Raw genomic sequence first — 24,076 nt, forward strand, 5'->3', positions numbered from 1 at the left:
GCCCTGCGGGCCCCTGGCCGGGCTTCAGTAGACGGCCCAAGTGGGGCCGGGCGCCACGACGTTGGCGCGTTCCCCGCGCCGTGCGAGTACCGCTCGGGATCGTACGTCCGGCTTGAGGTAGTTGGTAGAGACGCGCCCGTGCTGGTGGCAGCAGCACTACTCGGCATCACCTAACGACTTTGCCGGGGTCCCTGGGTCTCCATCGCACTACTCGAGGTAGTAAATGTGGTCTCCCCTGGGATACGGGCGGCGGCTGCGGCGACGGTTGCCAGGTCTTCGCTCGAGAAGCCGGCGCGGCTCAGCACCGCCAGGGATTTGTTCGTTGCCAGCGTGCACAACGCCAGCTCCGCCGCCTCCTGCTCATCGGCCCCCGCCGCCAGCAACGCCTGCTCCAGCATCGCCCGCAAACCGTCGATCATGGCGCGGACCATTGCCTGGCCCTGCGCGTCGAGGGCCGGGAACTGCGTTGCCGACACCGTGAGCAGGCAGCCATCCGGGACCTTCGGGTCGGCGATGCGGTTCAGGGTGACTTGCAGGTAGGCGGCCACAACGGCGCTTGGGCCCCTGTGCGGGCCGGACGGTGCCAGCCGGCTCGTGGAGCTGAACGGGCTTCGGCTGCATGCGGTCACCGGCGGGGACGGCCCGCCGGTGCTGCTGGTCGGCGGGTGGCCGCAGACCTGGTACGCCTGGCGGGAGGTGATGCCCGCGCTCGCCCGCGAGCACACCGTCGTCGCCGTCGACTCGCGCGGGGCCGGGCTCTCCGACAAGCCCGACGACGGTTACGACGCCGGCACGCTGGCCGCCGATCTGGTCGCGCTGATGGCCGCGCTCGGGCACGACCGGTTCGACGTGGTCGGCCACGACATCGGCACGTGGACGGGATACGCCCTCGCCGCTGATCACCCCGAGCGGGTGGGCCGGCTCGCCGTCGTCGAAGCCGTGATCCCCGGTCTCGTGCCGTCCCCGCCGGTGTTCAGCCCGGCCGCGGTCAACCAGAAGCTCTGGCAGTTCGGCTTCAACCGGCTCACCGAGCTCAACGAGGAACTGGTCCGAGGGAGGGAGCGGCTCTTCTTCGGCTGGCAGTTCGCCACCAAGGCCGCCACCCCGGCCGCGATCCCCGCGTACGCCGTCGACGTCTATGTCGACGCGATCGCCGCGGATCCTCGCGCGCTGCGGGCGAGCTTCGCGTACTACCGGGCGCTGGACGAGACGATCGCGCAGAACGAGCAGCGCAGCAAGACCCGGCTGACGCTGCCGGTGCTCGCCGTCGGCGGCGCGCTGTGGAGCGGCGCGAATGCCGCCCAGACGATGCGGCTGGCAGCAGGCGACGTCACCGGGGTGGTCCTCGACAACTGCGGCCACTATCCGGCTGAGGAGCAACCGGAGCGGTTTACCGAAATCCTGGAGGACTTCCTCGGTGGTGAACCGACAGCAGGCGTGCCGCACAGCTGACACACAACCGAAACCGTCCACGCCATCACCGACCCGCACCGACCTGCGCGTCCACAAGGCCGGACCGGCGCAACTGGCCGCCTGGGCCCGACATCACGCGTACCGGGGTTCAAGGACGTTCATCGTCAGGACACGCAGGGCGGTCATGGTCGGTCGCCCCTCAGGCCGCGCGCAGCCGTGGCAGCACCTCGCCGCGGTAGAAGTCGAAGAAGCCCTGCTGCTCCGGGCCGATCTGACCGACGTACACCTCGTCGAATCCGGCCTCGGTGTAGGCGGAGACGGCGGCCACGTGCTCGTCCAGGTCGTCGCCGCAGACCACGTTCTCGGCGATGGTCTCCTCGGTGACGAGAGTCGTCGCCTGTTCGAAGTGGGCCGGGTCGGGCAGTACTTGACCGAGCTCTCCCGGGAGGAACTCGCTGGGCCACTTCCGGTGCACCCTCTTGACGGCCTGGGCCCGGTCTGTGCCCCAGCAGACCTTGAGGCCGCCGAGGACGGGCTTCTGACCGCCTCCGGCGCGGCGGAACTGACCGATCAGCTCCTCGTCCGGCGTCATCGTGACGAACCCGTCCCCGATACGCCCCGCCAGGGCCGCGGCCTTGGGGCCGAACCCGGAGACGTAGATCGGCACCGGCTGGTCCGGGGTCGTGTAGAGGCGGGCGTTCTCCACGGTGTAGTGGCGGCCCCGGTGGCTGACTTCGTCGCCGGTCAGCAGGTCGCGGATGACCTGGACCGCTTCTTCGAGCATCTCAAGGCGTACGTCCGCGGCCGGCCACGCGTCGCCGAGGATGTGCTCGTTGAGGGCCTCTCCGCTGCCCACGCCGAACCGGAAGCGGTTGCCGGTGATTACGCCCGCGGTGGCGGCGGCCTGGGCGTTCACCGCCGGGTGCATACGGACCGTGGGGCAGGTCACGAACGTGGTGACGGGCAGTGAGGTCACCTGGGCCAGAGCGCCGATCATCGTCCAGACGAAGGGGCTGTTGCCCTGTTCCGCGGTCCAGGGGTGGAAGTGGTCGGAGATGGCCAGGCATTCGAAACCTGCCTGTTCCGCCGCCCTGGCCTGGTCGAGCAGCTCCGCGGGCGTGAACTCCTCGCACGCCAGAAAGTATCCGTAGCGCGTCATCGTGTGCTCCTCCTTCGGGCTGCGGCTCACGGCTTCAGAAGGGTCTTGACCATGCCGTCTTCCTTGGCCTGGAAGGTCGCGTACGCCTCAGGTGCGTCCTTCAGGGGCAGGTGGTGGGTGGCGAAGCCGTCGACGTCCAGGGGGTCGTCGTCGGTGAGATGGGGGCGGATGTCGTCGATCCAGCGCCATACGTTGGCCTGGCCCATCCGCACCTGCAGTTGCTTGTCGAACATCTTCAGGAGCGGCATGGGGCTCGCGGCGCCGCCGTAGACGCCGCTGATGGAGAGCGTGCCACCGCGGCGTACCAGGTCGATCCCCGCGAGCAAGGCGCTCATGCGGTCGACGCCCGCCTTCTCCATCATCGGGCGGGCCAGCTTGTCGGGCAGCAGACCGGTGGCCCACTGGGCCGCCTGTGCGATCGGCGCGCCGTGCGCTTCGAGGCCCACCGCGTCGATGACGGCGTCCGTGCCGCGGCCCTGGGTGAGGTCGCGGACGGCGTCGCCCAGGTCCTTTTCGTGTTCGCGCAGGTCCAGGACTCTCACGCCATGGCGCCGGGCCCGTTCGAGTCGGGCGTCGACGAGGTCGACGCCGATCACGAGCTCCGCGCCGCGCAGTCGCGCGATGCGGGTGGCCATGTCGCCGATGGGTCCCAGGCCGAGGACGGTGACGCTGCCACCGGCGGGGATGTCGGCGTACTCGACCGCCTGCCAAGCGGTGGGGAGCACGTCGGAGAGATAGACGAACCGGTCGTCGGGCGGCCCGTCTGGCACCTTGATGGGCAGCGTGTTACCGAAGGGGACACGCAGCAACTCGGCCTGACCGCCGGGCACTTGACCGTACAGCTTGGTGTAGCCGAACAGGGCGGCGCCACTGCCCATGGACTTGACCTGGGTCGTCTCGCACTGCGACTGCAGGCCTTGCCCGCACATCCAGCAGGTGCCGCAGGAGACGTTGAAGGGGATCACCACGCGGTCCCCGACACTCACGCCGGTGACGTCGGGCCCGGTCTCGGCGACCACGCCCATCGTTTCGTGGCCGAGGATGTCGCCCGGATCCAGATAGGGCCCGAAGACTTCGTAGAGGTGGAGATCCGAACCGCAGATCCCCGTCGAGGTCACCTTGACGATGATGTCGTCGGGCTTCTCGATGCGGGGGTCGGGGACCTCCTCGATACGTACGTCCCGCTTGCCCTGCCATGTCAGTGCGCGCATGCTGCCGAGCCTCCTGAGGTCGGTGTCGTGTCGGGCGTGGGGCGGCGGCTCGGCGGCCGGCGGATCGCCTGCGTCCTCTTCCCACAGGCCCTCGGCCCTCGGCCCTCTACCAGGCTGGTCACACTTCGACCGTCCCGCCACATGAAGCCGCGGTCGGTGATCACCCCGGGTACCCGGGGCCGCCCGCGTAATGCATGACGCGGCGCGGCACATGCGGCGGTGGATCAGGTGGCTCACCATGGGTGGAGCGGTGGGCCCCGTTTGGGTGCCGGGGCCAGGGGGGACCCGGCAGACCGAAGAAGGGAGCCACGATGACCAGTACGAACACGATGAAGGTCGGCGACCACACCGTGGAGACCCACCGGCCCGACAAGGTGCTCTTCCCGGGCAAGGGAGCCGACAAGGAGTACACGAAGGGAGACCTGGTCGCGTACTACCGCTCTGTCGCACCCTTCATGCTGCCGTATCTGCGGGGGCGTCCGTTGATGCTGGAAAGGCACCCGGACGGGATCGACGGCCCCCGGTTCATGCAGAAGAACACTCCGGACCACTACCCGGACTGGATCAGGCGTGTAGAGGTGAGCAAGGAGGACGGCACGGTCACGCACACCGTCTGCGAGGACGCCGCCACGCTCGTCTACCTCGCCGATCAGGCGTGCCTCACCCTGCACCGCTGGCTCTCGCGGGAGGACCGCGTCGACCGGCCGGACACGCTGGTCTTCGACCTCGACCCGGCGAAGGACGATTTCCCCGCCGTACGCGAAGCCGCCCACTTGCTGCGCGAACTGCTCGACCGGTTGAAGCTGCCGTCCGCCTTGATGACCACCGGCTCGCGTGGCCTGCACGTCGTGGTCCCCCTCAAGGGGGAGGACGATTTCGATGACGTACGCGGCTTCGCCAGGGATGTCGCCGACACGCTCGCAGCGGACCACCCCGACCGACTCACCACCGCCGCCCGCAAGGCAGAGCGGGGCGAGAGGCTCTACCTCGACATCCAGCGCAACGCGTACGCGCAGACCGCTGTCGCTCCCTTCGCGGTCCGTGCCTTGCCCGGGGCCCCTGTCGCGACGCCCATGAGCTGGGACCAGCTCGACGAACCCGGCATCGACGCCCGCCACTGGACGATCGCGGACGCGGTCGACCAGGCGCGCACCCGCCCCTGGTCAGGCCTGAACAGCCGCACACACGCCCTGGGGCCCGCCCGGCGCCGTCTGGAGGAGCTGCGGGGCTGACCTTCTTGTCACGGCTCTTCCTTCTCACGGCTCTCGGACGCCGTCCTACGTCCAACGGTGCCTCAGGGCGTTCGGCTGCCCCGCAAACCACCGGTCACGGCTTCCCGCGCTCCCTGACGATGTCGGCCGGATCCTTGTCGTCCCGCAGTCCCTGGTAGCGGGGATGGCGCAGCATGCCGTCGCGTGTCCACTCCGTGAAGGCGATCTGCGTCACGAGCCGCGGGTGCGCCCAGTGCGCTGTCCGCTCCGCGACCCGGCCGTCGAACGGCGAACGCGGCACCTGGAATTCGTCGAGTTTCTCGCGCAGGGCGAGCAGAGTGCGCCGGTCGAATCCGGTGCCGACCTTGCCCGCGTACCGCAGCTTCCCGTCCTCGTAGTAGCCGATGAGCAGCGCGCCGATACCCACTCGGCTGCCCGCGGGCTCGGTGAAGCCGCCGACCACGAACTCCTGGCCCTGGGAGCATTTCAGCTTCAGCCAGTCGTCCGAGCGGCGCGTCCGGTAGCTGCTGTCGGCCCGCTTGGCGATGAGCCCTTCCCAGCCGCGTCGGCACGCGTCGGCGAGCAGTTCGGGGCCGCCTTCGTTGCGGTGGACGCAGAACCGCAACGGGGCCATGAACGTGATCGAGCGTCGCAGCAGGGACTTGCGGGTGCGCAGGGGCAGTCGCCGTACATCCACCTCGTCCAGGCGCAGGAGATCGAAGACGTAGTACGTCACGGCGACTTTGCTCGCCTCGACGTCGGCACGCCGGGTGAGTCCCATGCGCTGCTGGAGTCGCGCGAAGTCCGTGCGGCCGTGCGAGTAGGCGACGATCTCCCCGTCGATGGTGAAGTCCGCGCAGTCCTGCGCGGCGAGGGCGTCGACGATCTCCGGGTACGTGGCGTTAAGGCGCCGCCCTGAGCGGGAGCGGAGCGTCACCTCGCCGTTCTCGCGCACCGCGAGGACGCGGATGCCGTCCAGTTTCCGCTCGAAGACCCAGCCCTGGGGGAAGTCACGCCGGTCGCTGAGCGTGGCCAGCATGGGCGAGGCGGCGAGTTCGACTCCCGGCGCCGCCTTCCTCGTACGGTCGTGCAGATCGGGCGGCAGCGTGTCCAGCAGGCCGGTCACTTCTGCTCACCGCCGTTGGGCTCCCATCTCGGCGCGTCCGGCGCCTCGGCGACCTGGTGGAGCGTACGGCCGCTCAGGGCCGAGCGGGCCCGCCGTGGGTCGGGGGTGCCTCGGCCCGAGCCGCCTCCGGATCCGGTCCGCACGAGCAGCCACGTCGGCTTCCTTGCGGATCCGCCGCTCGCCTCCTCGCGGCCGTGGAAGCGGGTGAGCGCGAACCGGCCGCGCAACTTCTCGCCGCGCAGATCGAACGTGGCGTGGCCCTTCTCCAGGGCTTCGCCGAACGGCACCGGCCGGTTGCGCTTGTCGTGGCTGGTCGGCCGGTAGGTGCCCTGATCCCAGACGATGACGGTCCCGCCGCCGTACTCGCCCTCGGGGATCACGCCTTCGAAGTCCCGGTACGCCATCGGGTGGTCCTCGGTGGGGATGGCGAGCCGCTTGTCGTGGGGGTCGGTGGAGGGGCCCTTGGGGACCGACCAGGACTTGAGTACGCCGTCGACCTCAAGGCGGAAGTCGAAGTGCATCGTGCTCGCGTCATGGATCTGCACCACGAACGCCGGGTCGTCGTCCGCCGTCCGCGCGGCTTCGTCGCGCGCCGCCCGCTCGCCGCTCGGCTCGCTCGTCCTGTCGAAGTGCCGCTTGCCGCGGTAGGTCCGCAGTCCGTCCTTCTCGCTCACGGCGGGCGCCTCCTGTCGGGTCGCTGGTCCGTTCGAGCGCCGCGTACCCGTGATCGTCGCCGGCACGCGCCGCTCGGCTCATCATGACCCTCGCGCCCGTCTCAGGCATCGGCAGACGCGGCGGTCAGCGGGGCCTGTCCGCGTCGAGGTGGCCGGTGAGGGCGTCGAGCTCGGCGCCGAGACCGGGGTGGGCCGTCGCCACGTAGGGCAGGGCCGCGTTCAGTGGATCGATCAGGGCGGTGGGGTCGTCGTCGCCCAGAGCGGCGTCGAGTTGGCCGACCGGGACCCGGGCTTGCGGCGGAAGACCGGTGAGGGCCGCGACCTGGCCGGCCAGACGACGCAGGGCGGCGGCGTTGTCCCGGGCCCAGGCGGTGCGGGAGCGGTCGGCGGCACGGCGTCGGCGGGTGGCTTGTACACGCTGCTCGCCGGTGCTTCCGGTCGGCCCGGGGCGCTGGCGCAGGTAGCGGCGTTCGGCGGCCTGGCGGCTGGCGACTCCCAGGGGGTGGGCGAGGTCGGCCCAGCTGGCTCCCGCGTGGCGGGCCGTCTCGATCAGCCCGGCTTCCCACCCGGCGAGCTGCTCCCGGACCTCGCGCAGCAGCAGCAGCGAGGCCAGGGCCTGTTCGGGGTCGGCACGGCCGGAGCTCCGCGCGTCCGCTCCCCCCTCCTGGGCGCTCTGCATGGCGTCGCTGATGGCTTCCAGGGCGGCGGCCGCGGCCAGGAAGGACGCCGGATTTCGGGCTTCGTCGCGGGACGGGTTCGGCGGGCGGATCGCTGTCACGGGTGCCTCCTTCGTCATCGTCATCGCTTGGACGACATGCAACTTGTCATCCATTGGACGACATGCTACAACCGAAGGCAGGTGAAGCGCATTGGCAGGTACTGCCCGGACCTTCTGGAGGTGTTTCGCGATGTTGATGCGCACCGATCCCTTCCGCGAGCTCGACCGTCTCGCCCAGCAGTTGATCGGCCCCGGGACAGCGTCCCGGCCGTCCGCGATGGCCATGGACGCCTACCGCGACGGCGACGAGTACGTGGTGGCCTTCGACCTGCCCGGCGTGACCGCTGAGGCGATCGACATCGACGTAGAACGGAACATGCTGACTGTCAAGGCCGAGCGCCGGCCCGTCGCCAAGTCCGAGCACGTCCAGATGGAACTGTCCGAGCGGCCCCTCGGCGTGTTCTCCCGCCAGATCGTCCTGGCCGACACGCTGGACACCGAGCGCATCGAGGCGGACTACGACGCGGGTGTGCTGACCCTGCGCATCCCGATCGCCGAGCGTGCCAAGCCCCGCAAGATCTCCATCGGGAACGAAGCGTCCCGCAGGGAGATCAGCGGCTGAGCCGCTGCCGCCGATGAACCCCGCCGGCGCTTCCCACGCGCCGGCGCCCACCCCGCGACGAAACCTCCGCGACGAGAAAGGCGCGCACCCAGCGATGTTCGAACGAACGGAACTCTCCCGGCCCCGCCCTGTCATGACCTTCCAGCAGATGCTGGAGAAGGTCCGCTACGAAGGCGCGTACCCCACACGGGAGCGGGCCGAGGAAGCCGTCCATCTGGTCCTCGGTGGCCTTGGCAGGCAGCTGACCGGGGACGAGCGCGTCGAACTGGCCGCCCGCCTGCCCGTAGAGGCCGCTCTCGTCCTCACCGCCCAGATCCCCGACACCGAGCCCCTCACCGGCTGGGGCTTCGTCAAGGACCTCGCGAGCCGCGCCGGAGCCGGCCCCGCCACGACACGCTGGGACACCGGCGCGGTACTGGCCGCCGTCGCCGCTCTGGCGGGCCCCGATCTGCTGACCCGCATCCTGGGCCGGCTCCCTTCGGGCTACGCGCTCCTGTTCGGCCGGGCCGAACTCATCCAGGCCGCGTAGGCGCGGGGTTCAGGGGCGGCGGCGTACCGCGGTGACGGCGCCCGCCACGGCGCCCACCACCAGGACGATGCCGCCCCGCAGCCACACCTCACGTTCGATCTGCGTCGCGAGCAGAACGCACGAGGCCGCTCCGAGCAGCGGTACGACCGTCGGAGTCCTGAAGTGGTCCCGTGTCGTGTCGTCGCGACGCAGCACCAGAGCCGAGGTGTTGACCAGGAAGAAGAAGTAGAGCAGCGGGGTGGTCAGTGCCTTCTTGAGCGGCGTCGCCATGCTGGATGCCTCGGGGTGATATCGGGAGATTTCACGCGCAACATGTACCCGGTTCGGCGTCCGACAGGCGGCGAACCTTTCGAACGCCTGCGAGGGTGAACATCCGACGAAGGTCGCCGCATCCGACAAGGGCTGGAGAGCCGATGGCCGTACGACACCGATTGATCAAGCGCTCCGTAGCTGACGTCTGGGCGGTACTCGCGGACAGTTCGCGTTACGGCGACTGGGTGGTCGGCACGTCACATTCAGAGCCCAGGGAGGGCCGTTGGCCCGAGGTCGGTTCCAGCATCACGTACACGGTGCGGGTCGGGTGGGGGGCGCTGTCGGGATGCACGACCGTCCGGCGGTGTGAAGAGCCCGGCATTCTGGAACTTGAGGCCGACAGCGGTCGGCTCGGTGCCGCGCGGATCGCCATCGAGGTACGGCCGTGGGGTGAGTACGCCCTGGTCATCGTCGACGAGCATCCCTTGACCGGGCCCGGCGGAGCGCTCCACAACGTGGCCGTGGACGCGCTGATCCAACTGCGGCACCGCCCCATGCTCGCCCGCCTTGCGGACGTCGTGGAGAAATCCCCGAAGCACGCGTACGAATCGGCCTGAGAGCCGGGCGGGCAGGCCGGCCCAGGGGCCTGGTCGTCCCGGCCGTCCCGGCCGTCCCGGTCGTTCCGATCGGCTTGAGCGAACGTCAGGAGTCAGTGATGCCGGACGCGGTGGTCATCGGCGCGGGGCCCAACGGTCTCGTCGCGGCGAATCTGCTCGCCGACGCGGGATGGAGCGTGGAGGTTCTCGAGGAGCAGCCGGAGCCGGGGGGTGCGGTCCGCAGCGATCGTGGTGTCCATCCCGATTACGTGAACGACCTCTTCAGCGCCTTCTACCCCCTGGCCGCGGCCTCCCCCGTCCTCGCGGATCTGCAGCTCCAACAGGAGGGCCTCAGCTGGAGCCACGCTCCCCGTGTCCTGGCGCACCCGCTGCCGGACGGCCGGTGCGCGGTCCTGGCACGCGGGGCGGCGGACACCGCGGAGGGCCTTGACGCGTTCGCGCCGGGCGACGGGGCCGCCTGGCTCAACCTCTGCGCCACCTGGAACCGAGTGGGCCCCGACATCCTCGGGGCCCTCTTCACCCCGTTCCCGCCCGTGCGCTCCGCGGTCCGCCTCGCCGCCAAGCTCCGGGGCGCAGGCGGTCTGCGGATGGCCCGGACCCTGGCGCTGCCGGTCCGGCGCCTTGGCGAGGAGGAGTTCCGCGGCGAGGGCGGCCGGCTGCTGCTCGCGGGCAACGCTCTGCACGCGGACCTCGGCCCGGAAGCGACCGGCAGCGGAGGCTTCGGCTGGCTGATGTCCATGCTCGGCCAGACGTACGGCTTCCCCGTTCCGGTCGGCGGGGCGGGCGCGCTCACGGCGTCCCTGGTACGGCGGCTGGAGCGGTACGGCGGCGTGGTGCGGTGCTGTGAGCGCGTGAGCGAGGTCGTCGTACGGGCCGGGCGCGCGGTCGGTGTGCGCACCGCCGGAGGTGAGAGCGTGCCGGCGTCCCGCGCGGTTCTCGCCGATGTGTCGGCGCCGGCGCTGTACGGCGACTTGGTCGACGCACGGCACCTGCCCGGCCGGCTCCTCGGGGATCTGCGCCGGTTCCAGTGGGACTTCGCGACCTACAAGGTCGACTGGGCGCTGAGCGGCCCGGTCCCCTGGACGGCGCCGGAGGCGGCCACCGCGGGGACGGTCCACCTGGCCGACGGCGTGGACGGCCTCACCCGGTTCGCGGCGCAGATCGCGATGGGGCAGGTGCCCGAGCGTCCCTTTCTTCTCTTCGGGCAGATGACCACCGCCGACGCCTCGCGCTCACCGGCAGGCACCGAATCGGCCTGGGCCTACACACATGTCCCGCAGCGGATCAAGGGCGACGCCGGTGACGACGGCCTGACCGGGTCCTGGGACCGGCGGGAACAGGAGGCGATGGCGGACCGGATGGAGAACGAAGTGGAACGCTGGGCGCCGGGCTTCCGCTCCCGCATCAGGTCCCGGCGCCTCCTCGCCCCGCCCACCCTCCAGGCCATGGACGCCAACCTGCACGGGGGCGCGATCAACGGCGGCACCACAGCCGCCCACCAGCAGTTGGTGTTCCGCCCCACGCCGGGCACGGGCCGGCCCGGGACACCGGTCAAGGGCCTCTACCTCGCGTCGGCCGCCGCTCATCCCGGCGGCGGCGTCCACGGAGCCCCCGGCGCCAACGCCGCCCGGGCCGCGCTGCGGGGCCGGATCGACCGCCGCTTCCGGCGCGGCTGAGGCGGTCGCGTGGGCGACGCTCCTAGGAGCCGGAGCCTTCCGCCGCACGCCCGCCGGGTCCCAGAAGGCCCGTCGACGAGAACTCCGAGCGCATCAACTCATGGCGCGCGAACCTGCTGATGAGCGGCGGCAGACCGGCCCGCACCGCCTGCAGGCCCCGGAGCCAGCCCGGTACGTACACACTGGCCGCCCGCCGCTCGACGGTGTCCACCAGACGCCCGGCCACGTGGTCCGGAGGGTAGATCTTCCGGGCCGGCGGGGGCATGTGCGCACGCAGTTCGCGCAGTACGGGGTGCCGGTCGGCGTCACGGATCATGGCCGTGTCGGTCCAGTTCAGATAGGCGATGCCCACCCCGACGCCCCGCGGGGCGAGCTCCGCGCGCAAGGACTGGCCGAAGGACTCCACGCCCGCTTTGGAGGCGCAGTAGGCGCTCATCAGCGGCGCGGCGCCGATGGAGGCAAGTGAGGCGATCTGGAGGTAGTAGCCGCGGGTGTCGAGCAGTTGGGGCAGAAAGACCCGGGCGGTGTTGGCGCTGCCCACGACGTTGACCTCGATGACCCGCCGCCAGCTGGCCGGATCGGAGTCGAGGAAGGGACCGCCCTCGGCGACTCCCGCATTGGCGACGACCACCGAGGCGGGACCCTGACGGTCGCGTACCTCGTCGGCCACGCGCGCCATCGCCTCGGCGTCTGCGACGGCCTCCCCCACACCGCGCGCGGCGCCGGTCACGACAGCCGTGCGACCGCGCAGGACGCGCTTCCGGTCGGTCACGAGAACTCCTCCGGGTGGGACGGCACCGACGGGTGCCGCACCCGCCAGGACGCACACGGTCATGGTGGCAGGCCGCGCCAGGGGCCGCATACCAGGCGGCGGGGCGCCTCTACACCGGTGTATGCGGCACACGTCACATCGCCGAATGGCGTCCCGCGCGCTCTCGTGGGCACACTGACTTTTAGGTCAGGAAGCGGCCGCGCCCACAAGCCCTGCTTCCACCTGCTTCCACGGAGCGAATGTTGTTCTTCCTCCGCCGTCGTCCGAACGAACCCCGCCCCGGCGGGGATCTCGTCGACCCACTCTCCGCCTGCTGTCGCGCGTGCAGACGCGCACGAAGGCGGCCAAGTACCCCTGCATCATTGCACGTTGAGAGCAAAGGAGACCTGCCGTGCTGATGGCCCACCCGACGGTACTGCGCAACCTGGTGGAGCAGTACGAGGCGCTGCGCGCGCTGCACACGCGGAACCGGGCCCCTGAGGTCCGCCAACAGATCGAGGACATCGCCTACACCCTCTGCGTCTACACCGGCACGCGTGAGGTGCGGTCCGCGCTCGAGACCGCCCGGCGACAGCTGGCCATGGCCGAGGGCAAACCGGACACCCCGCAGCCGGTGTGACACCGGCGGAGCCCGGCTCCGCCCGCCCGGTCACCATGAGCCGTACGGGGCCATGGCGACCGGGCCGTTGGTGCCGCGACCGACCGCCTGGACTATGCCGGTGGCACGAAGCCTGCGGGCACGGCCCAGCGGAGGACCGTGTTCAGGGCGCCGCGAGGAGAGCGGAGATCAGGCCGTCCAGATCCAGGGCCGCGTCCTCTTCACCGGCGGGCAGCAGGGCGTACGCCTCGCGGACGAACGCCTCGACGGGCGCCCGCTCGAATTCCCCCCGGACGCGTCCGCCCGGGGAGCTGAGGGTCACCATCACCCTGTGCCGCCCCGCAGGCCTGATCACGACATCACCTTCGCCCACCGGCGCCTGGAGCCCCGACGCCAGCAGATCCCTGGAGAGCACCCAGGTGGTCGGGGTCTGTTCGGCCTCGGGCGGCGGAAACGTGAGGGTGACGGCCAAGGGGTCCTTGGTCGTGTACGTGAGGGTCAACTCCGCTTCGAGTACGAGGTCGAGAGTGTCGACGCGCAGGTGGGACGTGACGGGGCGGATGAGGCTGGAGTCCATGGAAGACGGGGTTCCCGGTAGTCGCCGATGCATGCCGAGCGATAGCAGACCGAGTGACATACGCGCCGGAGGCTGACGCCACTTCGGCCCTACGCCGGTCACCCCGGGCGGACTTCAGGCGCGGGATCAGCCGGCCGCACCGCTCTCCAGTCCGTCGACCGCACGACTCTCCGGTCCGCCGGCCCCCGTCAACGCCTCGCGCGCGGCGTCCAGGATCTCGTCCGAGAGCGGGGAACCCTTCGTGGCTCGGGCCAGGACGAGGGCGCCGACCATCGTGCACAACCGGGTGATGCCGTCCGGGCCTTCGGTGGCGAGCCAGTCGGCGAAGTCGGTCACTCCTTCGGTGTAGACGCGGCGACCGCCGCCCTGCCCTCGCGCCATGTCGGCGGCCAGGGCGGCGGTCGGGCAGCCCCCCGCCATGTTGTCGCGGTGCTCCGCGGAGAGATAGACGTCGATCAGCTCCTGCCGCGCGGCCTCGCGCTGCCCCTCGTGCTGTTCGAGTCCGGCGTCGCGCGACTGGGTGAGCCCTTGGAACGCGTGGGCGGTGGCTTCGCCGATGAGCGCCTCCTTGGAGGCGAACTGCTTGTAGAAACCGCCGTGGGTCAGCCCTGCCGCCTTCATCAGGTCGGCGACGCTGACGTGCGTGCCCTGCTCCCGGAAGAGCCGGGAGGCGGTCTCCACCACCCTCCGGCGATTCTCCTGCGCTTGTGCCTGCGATACGCGGCCCATCAGCCACCTCCCATTGGATGCCGATTGGCATCTATTCTAGTGCAGTGGTTAGATTGTTGCCGTAATCTAATTATCGGAGCTGACATGGAACTCAAGAACGCGGTAGCGGTGGTCACCGGAGCCAACCGGGGACTGGGGCGTCATCTCGCCGCCCAACTCGTGGAGCACGGAGCGAAGGTGTACGCCGCCGCCCGCCGCCCGGACACCGTCGATGTGCCGGGCGCCATACCGCTCCGGCTCGACGTGACCGACGCGGCGTCCATCCGGGCCGCGGCCCAGGCGGCGCCCGACGTGACGCTGCTGGTGAACAACGCCGGCATCTCCACCGCCGCCCAGCTGATCGCCGGCGACCTGGACTCGGTCCGCCGCGAGATGGAGACGAACTTCTTCGGCCCGCTCGCCACGACCCGGGCGTTCGCCCCGGTCATCGAGGCCAACGGCGGCGGCGCCGTACTCAACGTCCTGTCCGTGCTGTCCTGGCTGCATCCGGCCGGACTCGGCTCCTACGCGGCGTCCAAGGCCGCCGCATGGGCGCAGACCGACGCTGTCCGCGAGGAACTGGCTCCGCGCGGTATCGCCGTCTCCGCCCTGCACGTCGGATACATGGACACCGATATGGCCTCCGGCGTACCCGCCGACCAGAAGGCCGACCCCGTCGATGTCGCGGCACAGGCCCTGGCCGGCATCGAGAAGGGGCAGCCCGAGATCCTCGCCGACGAGGTCAGCCGCTACATCAAGCAGAACCTGGCCGCAGCGCCGGACGCGGCATGACGCGGGCCATCGATCGCCGCCCCTCCCCCACGTGCTTCGCCATCCTTCGATCCATCAGCAGCAGCACCAAGGGGATCTGATGCGTTACACCTCGTTCGGACACAGGACGAGGCACGCCGCATCTTCGACCGCTTCGCCGTCCGGATCCGCGCGCGAAAGGGAGACCAGGGAAAGGGAAATTATTCATCGGTCATTTTACGCCGGATGAGGTAATGTAAAAGGGCCGGAAATAGCGAGGGCAGGACGTGATGTCCTCAGGCGCGGACTGATCGCCCCGCCGTTTCTCTGCGATGACCGGCACCGGAACAGCGGAGGTCGATCGTCATGGTTCCCCTGATTCTCGTTCTTCTTCTCGTGCTGATCCTTTTCGGCGCCGGTTTCGCCCTGAAGGTCCTCTGGTGGATCGCCGCCATCGTGCTCGTCGTCTGGCTGGTGGGCTTCATCGCCAGGTCGGGGTCGGGTGGAGGCAGGAGTCGCTGGTACCGCTGGTAGGCGGACCGGCTTCAAGGCGACGCCCACGGCAGCGAACACCGCCGTGGGCGCGTCGTTTCTCGGGGCGATTCGTTTCTCAGCGTCCGAGCGCCTTCTTAAGCTGCTGCTTGTTCATCGACGAACGGCCGTCGACGTTCTTCTTCTTGGCCTCTTCATAAAGCTGGTCCTTGGTCGGGCCCTGCGCGCCGCTGTGCGAACGCTCTCCGCCGCGCTGTGACGAGGACTTGGGGTCCTTCGTCGACGTCTTGCTCGCGCTCTTGGACTCGCCGGAACGGGCCCGCTCCTTGTTGACCGTGCGCGCGGCCATCTCCTTGGCCCTGCCCTTGGAGGCTCCGCGATCCTCGGCGCTCTCCTTGATGTGTTCGTACTGGCGCTCGCGTTTGTTGCTGGATCCAGCCGGCATGATGACCTCGCTTTCCTCGTGGCTCCGGCCACGGCGCGTACTCGCGGTGGCCGCTTTTCACGTGTTTCCCAGTTTCACACCGGCATTCGCGGCGCGCCCGGTCAAGCCTGCTGCCCTGTCCGGTCGCCTCCAACGGCTTCTCGCGGGACGGAAGGTGGCGCTGTATCCGTCAGGCATTCGCGGCGCTCCCCTTTGCGCCGGACCACCGCCCCAGCGCTCGCCGCACCCACGCATGCCAGAGCCGCCCACTGCACGAGGTCCAGGTGTTCACCCAGGATGATCACTCCCGCAAGGCCTGCGCTCGCCGGCTCCAGGCTGGTCAGAACGCCCACGGTCCTGGTCGGCAGCCGCCGCAGCGCCGCCAGTTCCAGGGAGTACGGGAGCACCGCCGAGACCACCGCCACCACGACTCCGATCAGCAGCACGCGGGGCTCAAGGAGCTCCGCCCCCTGGTTTGCCACGCCCAGCGGCAGCGTCAGCAGGGCGGCCCACGTCACCGCAAGGGCCAGCGGGCCGCCACCGCTGTTGGCCGCCCCCGCTCTCTTGCTCAGCAGCAGGTAGGCAGCCATGGAAGCGCCCGCGGCCAGCGCCAGCAACACCCCGACGAGCGGAAATCGTGCGCCTTGGGGAGCGTGGAAGAGCCATACCCCGCCGCCGGCCAGGACCGCGCAGCCCGCGTCGCGGAGCCGGCGTGAGGTGAGCAGGGCGAGGCTGATCGGGCCGAGGAGCTGGAGCGCGCTGGCCAAGCCGAGGGGCAGCAGGACCAGCGCGGGATAGATCAGGTTCATACCGGCGATGGCCGTGCCGAAGCCGAGTATGAGCACCGCGTCCGCCCGGCTGCGGGGCAGCGAAGGCCCATACAGGAGCAGCAGGACCACGGAGGCCAGTGCGAGGCGCAGCGCCACGGCGCCCGAGGCGCCCACCGTGCCGGCGAGCTGCTTGCCGATGGCCTGCCCGAACTGGATGCTCAGTACGCTGCCGAGCATCAGGGCGGGAGCGGGAAGCCGGGGAAGCGTCGTCATGGCTCCAGGCTCGGCGGCGCCCACCATCCACGTCCAGCAAACGTTTTTGCACAGAACCATTTAGGCTCGGCTACATGATTGACTCCCGGCTGCATGTCCTGCGGACGCTCGCCGAGCACGGCACGGTGACCGCGACCGCCGCCGCCCTGCACTTGACCCCCTCGGCCGTCTCCCAGCAGTTGCGCCTCCTGGCACGGGATCTGGAGGTGGAGCTGCTGCGACCGGAGGGGCGCCGAGTGCGGCTGACACCGGCCGCGCACATCGTGCTCCGGCACGCCGACACGTTGCGGGCGCAGTGGGAAGCCGCCCAGGCCGAACTCGCCCAGCAGAGCACGGCCTTGCGGGGCACGCTGCGACTGTGCGGGGTGTCCTCCGCCCTCGCCACACTCGCCGCCCCGGCCGTCGCCCGGCTCAGGGAGACACATCCGCTGGTGGAGCCACTGATCGTCGAGGAGGAGAGCGCCGAGTGCTACCGGCTGCTGCTCGCCGACGCAGCGGACGTGGCCCTCGTACTGCCCGGTCCGGAGGCACCGCCCGTCACCGACGCCCGCTTCGAGCAGTCTCCGTTGCTGACCGACCGCCAGGACCTGCTGGTCGCCGAAGGACATCCGCTCGCCCGGCCCGAGGGGGTCCAACTCGCGGAAGCCGCCGACCAGTCGTGGGTCGTGAAGAAGCGCAACAACGACACCTACCCACTGCTGACGGCAGCGTGTGCGGCGGCCGGGTTCACCCCGCGCGTCGTCCACCAGGTCAAGGAGTGGTACGCGGTCTCGTCCCTCGTCGCCGAGGGGCTCGGCGTCTGCCTCATGCCACGGATGGTGCCGCTTCCTCAACACGCCGTCCTGCGGGTTCCTCTGCTGGGCGACCCCGTTCCCGCGCGGCAGTTGCTGACCGCCGTGCGACGCGGCAGCGCGGCCCACCCCCTGGTGACGGCGGGCCTCGACGCGCTGCGCGACGCGGCATCGACACACATGGCCGGCGGCTGATCCCGGCCCGGCGGTTCAGGCCGACAGGCGGGCGTCCTCCCGCGAGTGCACTCCGGCGAGTTGAGCACGCGCCGAGGCCACCGCCGTCTCGGGAGTCCGCGTTCCGGTGGAGACGCACAGCGTGTACGTGACGTCGTCCAGCCTCCGCCGGACCTCGGCCGAGTCCTCCCGGGCCCGCAGGTCTCGTAGCGAGCCGTAGGTTTCGAGCAGGGAGTGCAGGAACGTGGGGTGAGGCCTGAGCAAGGGGTGCTCCTTTCATGGGATGCGATGCGATGAATCGCCGTTGGCTGACCCCTGGTGCCCGCGCGGACAGTCGGTATTCAAAGAACTTCGTCCACGTTTTGAGGCCGCCTCATGGGCAATCCGTGCCGTGTCCGCTAAGCGTTCGACGCCGCTCCAGTGGTGATGGCGCCGTGTCCGGCAGAGGCTGGACGGGGCGCGGCCCCCGCGTGAGAGCGGGGTCCCGCTGAGCAAAAAGTCATCCGGGAGGAAACATATGCTCGACAGCACCCTGCCGCTGCTCTCGCAGGGGTACGCGTGGCTTCCCGATCTGAGCCGTCGTAAGAGCCCAGGGCCCGTCCGCACACGCCTGCTGGGCAAGCCGGCCATCGCGTTGCGAGGACCGGCAGCGGTCGCGTTCTTCTACGACGAGAACCACGTACGGCGTCGTTCCGCCCTGCCCGAACCAGTCCTGAGCACGCTGTTCGGCAAAGGCGCGGTGCACACCCTTGACGGGGCCGAGCACCGCGGACGTAAGTCCCTCTTCGTCTCGCTGCTCAAGGACGCGTCCGACGTCGCCCGTCTGGCGCAACAGGTCGCCGAGGAGTGGGAGCGGTCGAGCAAGGAGTGGTCCCGCCAGCCGCAGGTGGCGCTGTTCGACGAGGTGAGCCTCCTGATCACGCGTGCTGTGTGCCGGTGGGCGGGAGTGCCTCTGGCCGAGCAGCCGCACGACGAGGCGCGCCGTACCGCGCGTGATCTGGTGGCCATGGTCGACGGGTTCGCGACCGCCGGGCCCCGGCACTGGCGGGCCCGGCGCGCCCGCGGCCGCCAGGAGCAGCGGCTGGCCGAGCTGGTCGAGGAGCTCCGGGCGTCCGACGGTGACGTCTCCGCGAAGGGCGCGCCGGAGTCCGTGATTCGGGAGTCCGTGGTGCGGGCCGTGGCGGCGCACCGCGATGCCGACGGCGAACTCCTCGATCCGCGGACTGCCGCCGTCGAGATCCTCAACGTCATCCGCCCCACCGTCGCCGTCACCTGGTACACCGTGTTCGGCGCCCACGCGCTGCACCGGAATCCGGCGCTGCGGCAGCGCCTCGCAGAGGACCGTGACGGCTATGCCCGGGCGTTCGCCCATGAACTCCGGCGTTTCTACCCGTTCGCGCCGTTCGTCGCGGGCCTCGCCCCCGACGACCTGGAATGGCACGGCGAAGCGATCCCACGGGGCGCTCTCGTCCTCCTCGACCTCTACGGCCAGAACCACGATCCGGAGCTGTGGCACGACCCCTACATGTTCGACCCCGAACGGTTCGTGGGCCGCGAACCCGGTCGCGACGAGCTGGTCCCGCAGGGCGGCGGGGACGCTTCGCAGGGGCATCGGTGCCCGGGCGAGGACATCACCTTGGCGGTGTTGAGCACCTTGCTCCCGCGTCTGGCGCGACTTGAGTACGAGGTCCCCGAACAAGACCTGCGCATTCCGTTGAACCGGGTGCCGACGAGGCCGCGCAGCGGCTTTGTCATCGCCGATGTGCGCTGACGAACACACAGCCCCGCATCCGAATCCGAGTACTGAACAGCCTGAGTACAGAACAGCCCAGTTGGAGGCCCGGCATGAATCACAAGCGCGGCGATGAGCAGACGCCCAAGCACGCGGAAACAGCCGCCGAGGAGGTTTTCGACGAAGTCGAGGACGCGGAAACCCGTCTCCCCGGCAACGAACGGGACAGGGAAAAGGACGGCGAAGCCGCGGACGCGCTCACTCCCAACCCTTCCGCGCAGGAGGACGTCCAGCCCGGACACGGCAACAGGAAGCATGGCGGCGAAGGCAAGCGGTAGGGGGAACAGCGATCGGCTTCGATCGAGGAAAGGGGCTATGCCATGGGGCGTGCGGCACTGTTCGACGTGGACGGGACGCTTACCGACACCAACTACCTGCATGTGACCAGCTGGTGGGAAGCCTTCCGCCAGGCGGGTCACACGGTCACCATGCACGACATCCACCACGCCATCGGGCTCGGCTCGACCGACCTCATCGCCCATCTGCTGGGCGACGAGCGTGACCACGACCTGAACGCGGAGCTCAGCGCCGCGCACACCACGCTGTACGCCACCTACTTCAACCGGCTGCCGGCGCTGGACGGAGCGCGCGATCTGCTGCACGCCCTCGACGACCGCGGTTGGCGTATCGTCCTGGCGACCTCGGCCGGCGGGTCCGAGCTGAAGGCGCTTCGCCGGGCCATCGACGCGGATGATGTGATCGCCGGCATCGCGAGCGCGGACGACGTCTCCTCGGGCAAGCCGGCCCCCGATCCCGTCCACCACGCACTGGAGATCGCGGAGTGCGGGCCGGACGAGGCGTGGTTCGTCGGAGACTCCGTGTGGGACATGCAGGCGGCCCGCCGGGCGGGGGTGCGCAGCATCGCCCTGCTGTCGGGCGGCATTCCCCGGCCGGATCTGGAGAAGGCCGGCGCCTCCGCCGTGTACGCGACTCCAGCCGATCTGCTCGCCCATCTGGACAGTGCGCTGCCGGCCGAACCCGAGTGACGTACCCCGAGGGCTTCACCGCGCCGATCGCTCAGCCTTCGACGCCGGTGGAGTCGTGTGCGGAGCCGACGGGTTTGGATTCGGGCGAGCCGCGGTGGCGGAGGTAGACGGAGAAGATGGCCATGGATCCGACCGCGAGCAGTTCGGACTGCCAGTTCTGAAGGGTCCGGCTCCAGAAGTCCGCCGCCGTCAGGTACTGGGCCCAGCTGATGGGCGCCTGAAGGTCACGCAGATGCTGTTCGTTGAAGGCGGCACTGCCGGCGATGGACTGGGCGAGCCAGGACAGCAGGAAGACCCCGCACATGAGGATGCCCAGAGAGCGGGAGTAGAAGGCCTGGCGGATGCCGCCGACGGCGGCCCACGCGGGTGAGCCCGCTCGCGCGTGGCGCCCGGTCTTCTGCTCGGCATCGGATCCGGGGCCCGCTCTGCCGAGTTCCTTGGATTCGGGGGAACCGCGCTGGAGCAGCCACACCGTCGCGTAGATGTAGAGGAAGAACTGCAGGTACTCGGACTGCCAGTTCTCGGTGACGTCGACCGCGAAGTCGGAGCTGAGAAGGTACGCGCCGAACGAAAGGGCGGGCAGACCGTCGACAGTCAGCTGGTTGTTGTAATCGGCGTGTCCGGCGATCGCCTGACCGGCCAGGGTGAGGAGGAATCCGAGGCCGAACGCCAGCGTCAGGCCGTTCTCCACGAAATAGCGGCGCGGCGTGGACGACGTCACTGGTGGGTCACTCCCATCACCATGAAGTAGGCCAGCCCGCCGACGATGATGATCAGGTAAGCGCCGAAGAGGAATCGCACAAATGTCACCCGCCCTTGAGCAGACAGTCGTAGGGGCGCTCGGTGGCATCCGGCGGCGCGCAGCCTGCCGCGGTGATCTTCCAGCTGCCGGCGACCGACGCGAGGAAGAGGGTGTCCCCGTCGAGTACGACCCGGGCCTGGCGTCCATAGACGTCGGTGTCGGTCACGGAGCCTGCCGCGGGCAGTTCGAGCTCCGCCAGGGCCTGGGGACAGGCGGACTTCGCGCTCTGCTCCAGCTCGTCGAAGGTTTCGGGCGCCAGCTGGCGGCAAGCGGCCTGCGGCTGCGGGCGAAGCCGTTCAAAGCGTTCGGCCGCGGCGGTGGCCGCGGCTTCTCGACTCGTGAGGGACGAGCAACCGGCCAGCGCGAGAACCGCCACACCGGCATACCCGGCCAGCAGCCGACATCTGCGACGCACCCGGCAGGCCCCTTTCCCGTGGAGAACTTCCCTCTGCCCAGCGAGCATCGCCACTCGGGTCCTGGCGGCGTTGAACCCTCATCCGACACGCGGGAGTGTTCCCCCGGATAGATCCCTTCCGATGCTGCCGTCGGACACCTACCGGCATGCGTTCGGTGAAATGGGACGTCGCCACGTACAACAGGCCCCCTCGGGCTGCACGGTCCGCGGCTTTCAGGGAGTTTGGCGGTGCGAAAAGCGGTAAGGCGCACCGAAGTTGACACGGGAGGAAAACCGGGATGTTCAATCCGGGGCAGAACGGCCAATGGGTACGCACCCGCACTGAGGCCGATGCGAAGGCTTTCAACGAGGAGAAGCGAGCCGAGCAGGAGCGTTCCCTGCGCACAGGCACCGGCTCGGTGATCCTTGCGGCCGTCGTCGTGCTGCTTTTCGTCGCCTGGGCCCTGTACGGGTGGCTCGGCTGACCGTGCCTCTCGCGGGCCCCGCGTGCCCCGCCCCCCCTCAGCCCCGAAGGACCCCGGCCACCCGCACAGCCGTCTCCCGCAGCCAGATATGTGCGGCGTCGTGGGTGTGGACGGGGTGCCACCACAGGGCCTCGCGCAGCGGCACCGCTTCGTACGGGGGCTCCAGGATGCGGATGGCCGAGTGGGCGGCGAACCGTCGGGCGAGGCGTTCCTGGATGAGCCCTACCCGGCGGGTGCCGACGATCATCGGGGGCAGTAGCTGGAAGCTGTCGACGGAGACTTCGACGCGCGGTTCGATGCCGAGCATGCCCAGTTGGCGTACGGCGGGTGCGTCGTAGGTCCGCTGGTAGGTGACCCACGGCAGCCGGGCGAGGTCCTCGTGGGTGATGCTGTCCCGGACTTCCGGGTGGTCGTCCGCGACGAAGTAGACCCAACGATCGTCGTACAGGTCGGTTGCGGGGAAATCGCTGATGACGCCGTGCGGCATGAACAGGCCGTCGCTCGCGCTGAGCAGGGCGGCCGGGTCGTCGGTGACGGTGGTCGGGGTCTGGGTGAAGCGGAGCCGGATACCAGGGGCCTCTTCGTGGACGACGCGGGCGAGTTCGGTGCCGAATACGGCCACGGCGTAGTCGGATGCCAAGAGCGTGAATTCGCGGCTCTCGGTGGCCGGGTCGAAGTCGGCCTGGCTGGCGAAGAGGCGCTCCAGCAGGTCGCAGGTGGTGGCGGTGCGGTCAAGGAGGACCTGGCCGAGCGCGGTCAGTTCGTAGTGGCCGCCGACGCGGGCGAGCAGGTCGTCGTCGAAGTGGCGGCGCAGCCGGGCGAGCGCCGCACTCATGGCGGGCTGGCTGATGCCGACGCGCTCTCCGGCTCGGGTGACGTTGCGCTCTTCGAGCAGGGCGCGGAGGGCGACCACGAGGTTGAGGTCGAGGCGGGCCAGATTCACGGAGCTTCCCGGATTCCCTTGTCGTACGCGGCTGACCATTGACTATAAAGCGTGCAGATAGCTGGCATCCACAGAATCGATTTCCCTGATCCATGGGCGGGGGTCCAGATTGGTCACACCGCAATCAGGAGGACATGTCCGTGAAACCTCAGCCCGCATCCGCTCTGTTCGCCGGCCCTTTCGCGCTCGGCACGCTGTCCGGCCCGGACAGGCAGCCCTTCCCCGCTCTCATCACGGCTGACGAGCAGGTGATCGACCTTCAGCTCGCCCTGAACGAGCCTGGGTTGACGGTGCGCGACCTCCTCGGCCGATGGACGGACACTCTTCCCCGGCTGCGCGAACTGGCCACCGCTTCCGGGGTCGAGCGGCGGCCGCTGGCCGGGTTCACGGTGCACGCCCCCGTCGAGCCGCGGCAGGTGTTCCAGTCGGGAGCGAACTACCGGCAGCACGTGATCGATCTGCATGTGGCGCACAAGGCGCCGGGCGATGAGCGGCCCGAGGCCGAGCGGCGCGCGGAGGCCGCGGAGATCATGGACCGGCGGGCGGCGCAGGACCTGCCGTACGTCTTCATCGGGCTGCCGAGCGCGATCACCGGTCCGTACGACGATGTCGTCCTGCCCGCGTGGGCCGAAAAGCCGGACTGGGAGCTGGAGTTGGTGGCCGTCATCGGTCGGCCCGCCCATCAGGTACCGGTCGAGGATGCCCTGTCGTACGTGGCCGGATACACGATCGCCAACGACCTCACCGACCGTGCGACGGTCTTCCGGCGTGACATGCCGCAGATCGGCACCGACTGGCTGCGCAGCAAGAACGCCCCCGGTTTCACCCCGCTCGGTCCGTGGATCGTGCCCGCCGAGTCGATCGCCGACCCCGGCGATCTGCACCTCACGCTGAAGCTGAACGGCGAGACCATGCAGGACGAGTCCACCAAGGACATGATCTTCGATGTGGCGCGCATGGTGGCGTACGCCTCTCAGAGCGCCCAACTTCTGCCCGGCGACCTGGTGTTGACCGGCTCCCCTGCCGGAAACGGCATGCACTGGGGCCGCCTGCTGCGCGACGGCGACGTCATGGACGGCTCCATCACCGGGCTCGGCGCCCAGCGCACTCGCTGCGTGGCGCAGGTGACGTCGTGAC

At 69.9% G+C, this 24,076-nt stretch carries 31 protein-coding genes; 15 read left to right on the forward strand and 16 right to left on the reverse strand.

Annotated elements, in window-relative coordinates:
• Positions 1-170: 170 nt before the first annotated feature.
• On the reverse strand, positions 171-548 hold the full coding sequence (locus ACGFX9_RS27380) for a hypothetical protein (RefSeq protein WP_393477323.1): 378 nt from the start codon (positions 546-548) through the stop codon (positions 171-173).
• A 46-nt stretch (positions 549-594) separates the two neighbouring features.
• Here ACGFX9_RS27380 and ACGFX9_RS27385 point away from each other — a divergent pair, with 46 nt between their 5' ends.
• Positions 595-1,452: an alpha/beta fold hydrolase gene (locus ACGFX9_RS27385; RefSeq protein WP_393477326.1), complete on the forward strand. Its 858-nt coding sequence runs from the start codon at positions 595-597 to the stop codon at positions 1,450-1,452.
• Positions 1,453-1,612: 160 nt separating this feature from the next.
• On the opposite strand, the gene ACGFX9_RS27390 is transcribed toward ACGFX9_RS27385, so the two are convergent.
• A complete protein-coding gene (locus ACGFX9_RS27390; RefSeq protein WP_393477329.1) occupies positions 1,613-2,572 on the reverse strand; it encodes a TIGR03557 family F420-dependent LLM class oxidoreductase in 960 nt (319 codons plus the stop codon).
• A gap of 26 nt (positions 2,573-2,598) precedes the next feature.
• Complete coding sequence (locus tag ACGFX9_RS27395) at positions 2,599-3,783, reverse strand: alcohol dehydrogenase catalytic domain-containing protein (protein WP_393477332.1); 1,185 nt, start codon at positions 3,781-3,783, stop codon at positions 2,599-2,601.
• 311 nt (positions 3,784-4,094) lie between these two features.
• On the opposite strand from ACGFX9_RS27395, the gene ligD (ACGFX9_RS27400) reads away from it, so the two are divergent.
• Positions 4,095-5,015, forward strand: coding sequence for a non-homologous end-joining DNA ligase (gene ligD, locus ACGFX9_RS27400; RefSeq protein ID WP_393477336.1), 921 nt, complete (start codon positions 4,095-4,097; stop codon positions 5,013-5,015).
• A 94-nt stretch (positions 5,016-5,109) separates the two neighbouring features.
• Here the strand turns inward: ligD (ACGFX9_RS27400) and ligD (ACGFX9_RS27405) are convergent, their stop codons facing one another.
• From ligD (ACGFX9_RS27405) to ACGFX9_RS27415, 3 genes are all read right to left on the reverse strand, one after another.
• Positions 5,110-6,120 (reverse strand): non-homologous end-joining DNA ligase, encoded by a 1,011-nt coding sequence (ligD, locus tag ACGFX9_RS27405; RefSeq protein ID WP_393477339.1) that lies wholly within the window; start codon positions 6,118-6,120, stop codon positions 5,110-5,112.
• A complete protein-coding gene (locus ACGFX9_RS27410; RefSeq protein ID WP_393477342.1) occupies positions 6,117-6,794 on the reverse strand; it encodes a DNA polymerase ligase N-terminal domain-containing protein in 678 nt (225 codons plus the stop codon). Before ACGFX9_RS27410 ends, ligD (ACGFX9_RS27405) begins: the two co-directional genes overlap by 4 nt.
• 124 nt (positions 6,795-6,918) lie before the next feature.
• Positions 6,919-7,572, reverse strand: a complete 654-nt coding sequence (locus tag ACGFX9_RS27415) for a type III effector protein (RefSeq protein WP_393477346.1) — start codon at positions 7,570-7,572, stop codon at positions 6,919-6,921.
• 130 nt (positions 7,573-7,702) lie between these two features.
• Here ACGFX9_RS27415 and ACGFX9_RS27420 point away from each other — a divergent pair, with 130 nt between their 5' ends.
• Both ACGFX9_RS27420 and ACGFX9_RS27425 read left to right on the forward strand, forming a co-directional pair.
• The gene (locus tag ACGFX9_RS27420; protein WP_393477349.1) at positions 7,703-8,134 is read left to right on the forward strand and encodes an Hsp20/alpha crystallin family protein; all 432 of its coding nucleotides are present in this window, start codon (positions 7,703-7,705) and stop codon (positions 8,132-8,134) included.
• Between the two features lie 94 nt (positions 8,135-8,228).
• On the forward strand, positions 8,229-8,663 hold the full coding sequence (locus tag ACGFX9_RS27425; RefSeq protein ID WP_393477353.1) for a DUF2267 domain-containing protein: 435 nt from the start codon (positions 8,229-8,231) through the stop codon (positions 8,661-8,663).
• Between the two features lie 9 nt (positions 8,664-8,672).
• Here the strand turns inward: ACGFX9_RS27425 and ACGFX9_RS27430 are convergent, their stop codons facing one another.
• Positions 8,673-8,933 carry a hypothetical protein gene (locus ACGFX9_RS27430; protein ID WP_393477356.1) on the reverse strand — a complete coding sequence of 87 codons (261 nt, stop codon included), beginning with the start codon at positions 8,931-8,933 and terminating at the stop codon, positions 8,673-8,675.
• 143 nt (positions 8,934-9,076) lie between these two features.
• Between ACGFX9_RS27430 and ACGFX9_RS27435 the strand changes: the two genes are divergently transcribed.
• Together ACGFX9_RS27435 and ACGFX9_RS27440 are read left to right on the forward strand one after the other, a co-directional pair.
• The gene (locus ACGFX9_RS27435) at positions 9,077-9,532 is read left to right on the forward strand and encodes an SRPBCC family protein (protein WP_393477361.1); all 456 of its coding nucleotides are present in this window, start codon (positions 9,077-9,079) and stop codon (positions 9,530-9,532) included.
• A 98-nt stretch (positions 9,533-9,630) separates the two neighbouring features.
• On the forward strand, positions 9,631-11,208 hold the full coding sequence (locus tag ACGFX9_RS27440) for a phytoene desaturase family protein (RefSeq protein WP_393477364.1): 1,578 nt from the start codon (positions 9,631-9,633) through the stop codon (positions 11,206-11,208).
• 22 nt (positions 11,209-11,230) lie between these two features.
• On the opposite strand, the gene ACGFX9_RS27445 is transcribed toward ACGFX9_RS27440, so the two are convergent.
• Entirely contained in the window at positions 11,231-11,980 is a 750-nt protein-coding gene (locus ACGFX9_RS27445) for an SDR family oxidoreductase (protein ID WP_393477369.1), read from the reverse strand.
• 391 nt (positions 11,981-12,371) lie between these two features.
• On the opposite strand from ACGFX9_RS27445, the gene ACGFX9_RS27450 reads away from it, so the two are divergent.
• Positions 12,372-12,599, forward strand: coding sequence for a DUF5133 domain-containing protein (locus tag ACGFX9_RS27450; RefSeq protein WP_393477371.1), 228 nt, complete (start codon positions 12,372-12,374; stop codon positions 12,597-12,599).
• Between the two features lie 142 nt (positions 12,600-12,741).
• Here the strand turns inward: ACGFX9_RS27450 and ACGFX9_RS27455 are convergent, their stop codons facing one another.
• Both ACGFX9_RS27455 and ACGFX9_RS27460 read right to left on the reverse strand, forming a co-directional pair.
• A complete protein-coding gene (locus tag ACGFX9_RS27455; protein WP_393477374.1) occupies positions 12,742-13,155 on the reverse strand; it encodes an SsgA family sporulation/cell division regulator in 414 nt (137 codons plus the stop codon).
• Positions 13,156-13,281: 126 nt separating this feature from the next.
• A complete protein-coding gene (locus ACGFX9_RS27460) occupies positions 13,282-13,884 on the reverse strand; it encodes a TetR/AcrR family transcriptional regulator (protein ID WP_393477377.1) in 603 nt (200 codons plus the stop codon).
• 84 nt (positions 13,885-13,968) lie between these two features.
• On the opposite strand from ACGFX9_RS27460, the gene ACGFX9_RS27465 reads away from it, so the two are divergent.
• Entirely contained in the window at positions 13,969-14,655 is a 687-nt protein-coding gene (locus ACGFX9_RS27465) for an SDR family oxidoreductase (RefSeq protein ID WP_393477383.1), read from the forward strand.
• A gap of 324 nt (positions 14,656-14,979) precedes the next feature.
• Entirely contained in the window at positions 14,980-15,147 is a 168-nt protein-coding gene (locus tag ACGFX9_RS27470) for a hydrophobic protein (protein ID WP_393477389.1), read from the forward strand.
• Between the two features lie 76 nt (positions 15,148-15,223).
• Here ACGFX9_RS27470 and ACGFX9_RS27475 read toward each other — a convergent pair whose 3' ends face one another.
• On the reverse strand, positions 15,224-15,550 hold the full coding sequence (locus tag ACGFX9_RS27475; RefSeq protein ID WP_393477394.1) for a plasmid stabilization protein: 327 nt from the start codon (positions 15,548-15,550) through the stop codon (positions 15,224-15,226).
• A gap of 101 nt (positions 15,551-15,651) precedes the next feature.
• On the reverse strand, positions 15,652-16,572 hold the full coding sequence (locus tag ACGFX9_RS27480; protein ID WP_393477399.1) for a DMT family transporter: 921 nt from the start codon (positions 16,570-16,572) through the stop codon (positions 15,652-15,654).
• Between the two features lie 74 nt (positions 16,573-16,646).
• Between ACGFX9_RS27480 and ACGFX9_RS27485 the strand changes: the two genes are divergently transcribed.
• Entirely contained in the window at positions 16,647-17,558 is a 912-nt protein-coding gene (locus ACGFX9_RS27485) for a LysR family transcriptional regulator (protein WP_393477405.1), read from the forward strand.
• 15 nt (positions 17,559-17,573) lie between these two features.
• Here the strand turns inward: ACGFX9_RS27485 and ACGFX9_RS27490 are convergent, their stop codons facing one another.
• Positions 17,574-17,801, reverse strand: a complete 228-nt coding sequence (locus ACGFX9_RS27490; protein ID WP_393477408.1) for a DUF5133 domain-containing protein — start codon at positions 17,799-17,801, stop codon at positions 17,574-17,576.
• A gap of 253 nt (positions 17,802-18,054) precedes the next feature.
• On the opposite strand from ACGFX9_RS27490, the gene ACGFX9_RS27495 reads away from it, so the two are divergent.
• The 3 genes from ACGFX9_RS27495 to ACGFX9_RS27505 all read left to right on the forward strand — a co-directional run bounded on the left by ACGFX9_RS27495 (position 18,055) and on the right by ACGFX9_RS27505 (position 20,315).
• Positions 18,055-19,308 carry a cytochrome P450 gene (locus ACGFX9_RS27495; protein ID WP_393477412.1) on the forward strand — a complete coding sequence of 418 codons (1,254 nt, stop codon included), beginning with the start codon at positions 18,055-18,057 and terminating at the stop codon, positions 19,306-19,308.
• 74 nt (positions 19,309-19,382) lie between these two features.
• On the forward strand, positions 19,383-19,607 hold the full coding sequence (locus tag ACGFX9_RS27500) for a hypothetical protein (RefSeq protein ID WP_393477415.1): 225 nt from the start codon (positions 19,383-19,385) through the stop codon (positions 19,605-19,607).
• Between the two features lie 42 nt (positions 19,608-19,649).
• Positions 19,650-20,315 (forward strand): HAD family hydrolase, encoded by a 666-nt coding sequence (locus ACGFX9_RS27505; protein ID WP_393477418.1) that lies wholly within the window; start codon positions 19,650-19,652, stop codon positions 20,313-20,315.
• Positions 20,316-20,346: 31 nt separating this feature from the next.
• On the opposite strand, the gene ACGFX9_RS27510 is transcribed toward ACGFX9_RS27505, so the two are convergent.
• Together ACGFX9_RS27510 and ACGFX9_RS27515 are read right to left on the reverse strand one after the other, a co-directional pair.
• Positions 20,347-21,036 carry a DUF6766 family protein gene (locus ACGFX9_RS27510; protein ID WP_393477422.1) on the reverse strand — a complete coding sequence of 230 codons (690 nt, stop codon included), beginning with the start codon at positions 21,034-21,036 and terminating at the stop codon, positions 20,347-20,349.
• An 85-nt stretch (positions 21,037-21,121) separates the two neighbouring features.
• Positions 21,122-21,532, reverse strand: a complete 411-nt coding sequence (locus tag ACGFX9_RS27515) for a hypothetical protein (RefSeq protein ID WP_393477425.1) — start codon at positions 21,530-21,532, stop codon at positions 21,122-21,124.
• A 278-nt stretch (positions 21,533-21,810) separates the two neighbouring features.
• On the opposite strand from ACGFX9_RS27515, the gene ACGFX9_RS27520 reads away from it, so the two are divergent.
• Positions 21,811-21,996 carry a hypothetical protein gene (locus ACGFX9_RS27520; RefSeq protein ID WP_393477428.1) on the forward strand — a complete coding sequence of 62 codons (186 nt, stop codon included), beginning with the start codon at positions 21,811-21,813 and terminating at the stop codon, positions 21,994-21,996.
• A gap of 37 nt (positions 21,997-22,033) precedes the next feature.
• Here the strand turns inward: ACGFX9_RS27520 and ACGFX9_RS27525 are convergent, their stop codons facing one another.
• The gene (locus ACGFX9_RS27525; RefSeq protein WP_393477431.1) at positions 22,034-22,939 is read right to left on the reverse strand and encodes a LysR family transcriptional regulator; all 906 of its coding nucleotides are present in this window, start codon (positions 22,937-22,939) and stop codon (positions 22,034-22,036) included.
• 134 nt (positions 22,940-23,073) lie between these two features.
• Between ACGFX9_RS27525 and ACGFX9_RS27530 the strand changes: the two genes are divergently transcribed.
• On the forward strand, positions 23,074-24,075 hold the full coding sequence (locus tag ACGFX9_RS27530; protein ID WP_393477434.1) for a fumarylacetoacetate hydrolase family protein: 1,002 nt from the start codon (positions 23,074-23,076) through the stop codon (positions 24,073-24,075).
• Position 24,076: the final 1 nt, after the last annotated feature.

The organism is Streptomyces sp. NPDC048436 (genome assembly GCF_043200355.1).
In the GTDB taxonomy this organism is placed as follows: domain Bacteria; phylum Actinomycetota; class Actinomycetes; order Streptomycetales; family Streptomycetaceae; genus Streptomyces.

Bases quoted from the DNA above. Each gene is read 5' to 3' on its own strand.
- ACGFX9_RS27520 (WP_393477428.1), top strand. From the start codon at position 21,811: ATGTTCAATCCGGGGCAGAACGGCCAATGGGTACGCACCCGCACTGAG.
- ACGFX9_RS27475 (WP_393477394.1), bottom strand. From the start codon at position 15,550: ATGCCGGCTGGATCCAGCAACAAACGCGAGCGCCAGTACGAACACATC.
- ACGFX9_RS27420 (WP_393477349.1), top strand. From the start codon at position 7,703: ATGTTGATGCGCACCGATCCCTTCCGCGAGCTCGACCGTCTCGCCCAG.
- ligD (WP_393477336.1), top strand. From the start codon at position 4,095: ATGACCAGTACGAACACGATGAAGGTCGGCGACCACACCGTGGAGACC.
- ACGFX9_RS27425 (WP_393477353.1), top strand. From the start codon at position 8,229: ATGTTCGAACGAACGGAACTCTCCCGGCCCCGCCCTGTCATGACCTTC.
- ACGFX9_RS27500 (WP_393477415.1), top strand. From the start codon at position 19,383: ATGAATCACAAGCGCGGCGATGAGCAGACGCCCAAGCACGCGGAAACA.
- ACGFX9_RS27465 (WP_393477383.1), top strand. From the start codon at position 13,969: ATGGAACTCAAGAACGCGGTAGCGGTGGTCACCGGAGCCAACCGGGGA.
- ACGFX9_RS27435 (WP_393477361.1), top strand. From the start codon at position 9,077: ATGGCCGTACGACACCGATTGATCAAGCGCTCCGTAGCTGACGTCTGG.
- ACGFX9_RS27455 (WP_393477374.1), bottom strand. From the start codon at position 13,155: ATGGACTCCAGCCTCATCCGCCCCGTCACGTCCCACCTGCGCGTCGAC.
- ACGFX9_RS27505 (WP_393477418.1), top strand. From the start codon at position 19,650: ATGGGGCGTGCGGCACTGTTCGACGTGGACGGGACGCTTACCGACACC.
- ACGFX9_RS27485 (WP_393477405.1), top strand. From the start codon at position 16,647: ATGATTGACTCCCGGCTGCATGTCCTGCGGACGCTCGCCGAGCACGGC.
- ACGFX9_RS27440 (WP_393477364.1), top strand. From the start codon at position 9,631: ATGCCGGACGCGGTGGTCATCGGCGCGGGGCCCAACGGTCTCGTCGCG.
- ACGFX9_RS27430 (WP_393477356.1), bottom strand. From the start codon at position 8,933: ATGGCGACGCCGCTCAAGAAGGCACTGACCACCCCGCTGCTCTACTTC.
- ACGFX9_RS27470 (WP_393477389.1), top strand. From the start codon at position 14,980: ATGGTTCCCCTGATTCTCGTTCTTCTTCTCGTGCTGATCCTTTTCGGC.
- ACGFX9_RS27480 (WP_393477399.1), bottom strand. From the start codon at position 16,572: ATGACGACGCTTCCCCGGCTTCCCGCTCCCGCCCTGATGCTCGGCAGC.
- ACGFX9_RS27530 (WP_393477434.1), top strand. From the start codon at position 23,074: ATGTCCGTGAAACCTCAGCCCGCATCCGCTCTGTTCGCCGGCCCTTTC.
- ACGFX9_RS27395 (WP_393477332.1), bottom strand. From the start codon at position 3,783: ATGCGCGCACTGACATGGCAGGGCAAGCGGGACGTACGTATCGAGGAG.
- ACGFX9_RS27495 (WP_393477412.1), top strand. From the start codon at position 18,055: ATGCTCGACAGCACCCTGCCGCTGCTCTCGCAGGGGTACGCGTGGCTT.
- ACGFX9_RS27390 (WP_393477329.1), bottom strand. From the start codon at position 2,572: ATGACGCGCTACGGATACTTTCTGGCGTGCGAGGAGTTCACGCCCGCG.
- ACGFX9_RS27460 (WP_393477377.1), bottom strand. From the start codon at position 13,884: ATGGGCCGCGTATCGCAGGCACAAGCGCAGGAGAATCGCCGGAGGGTG.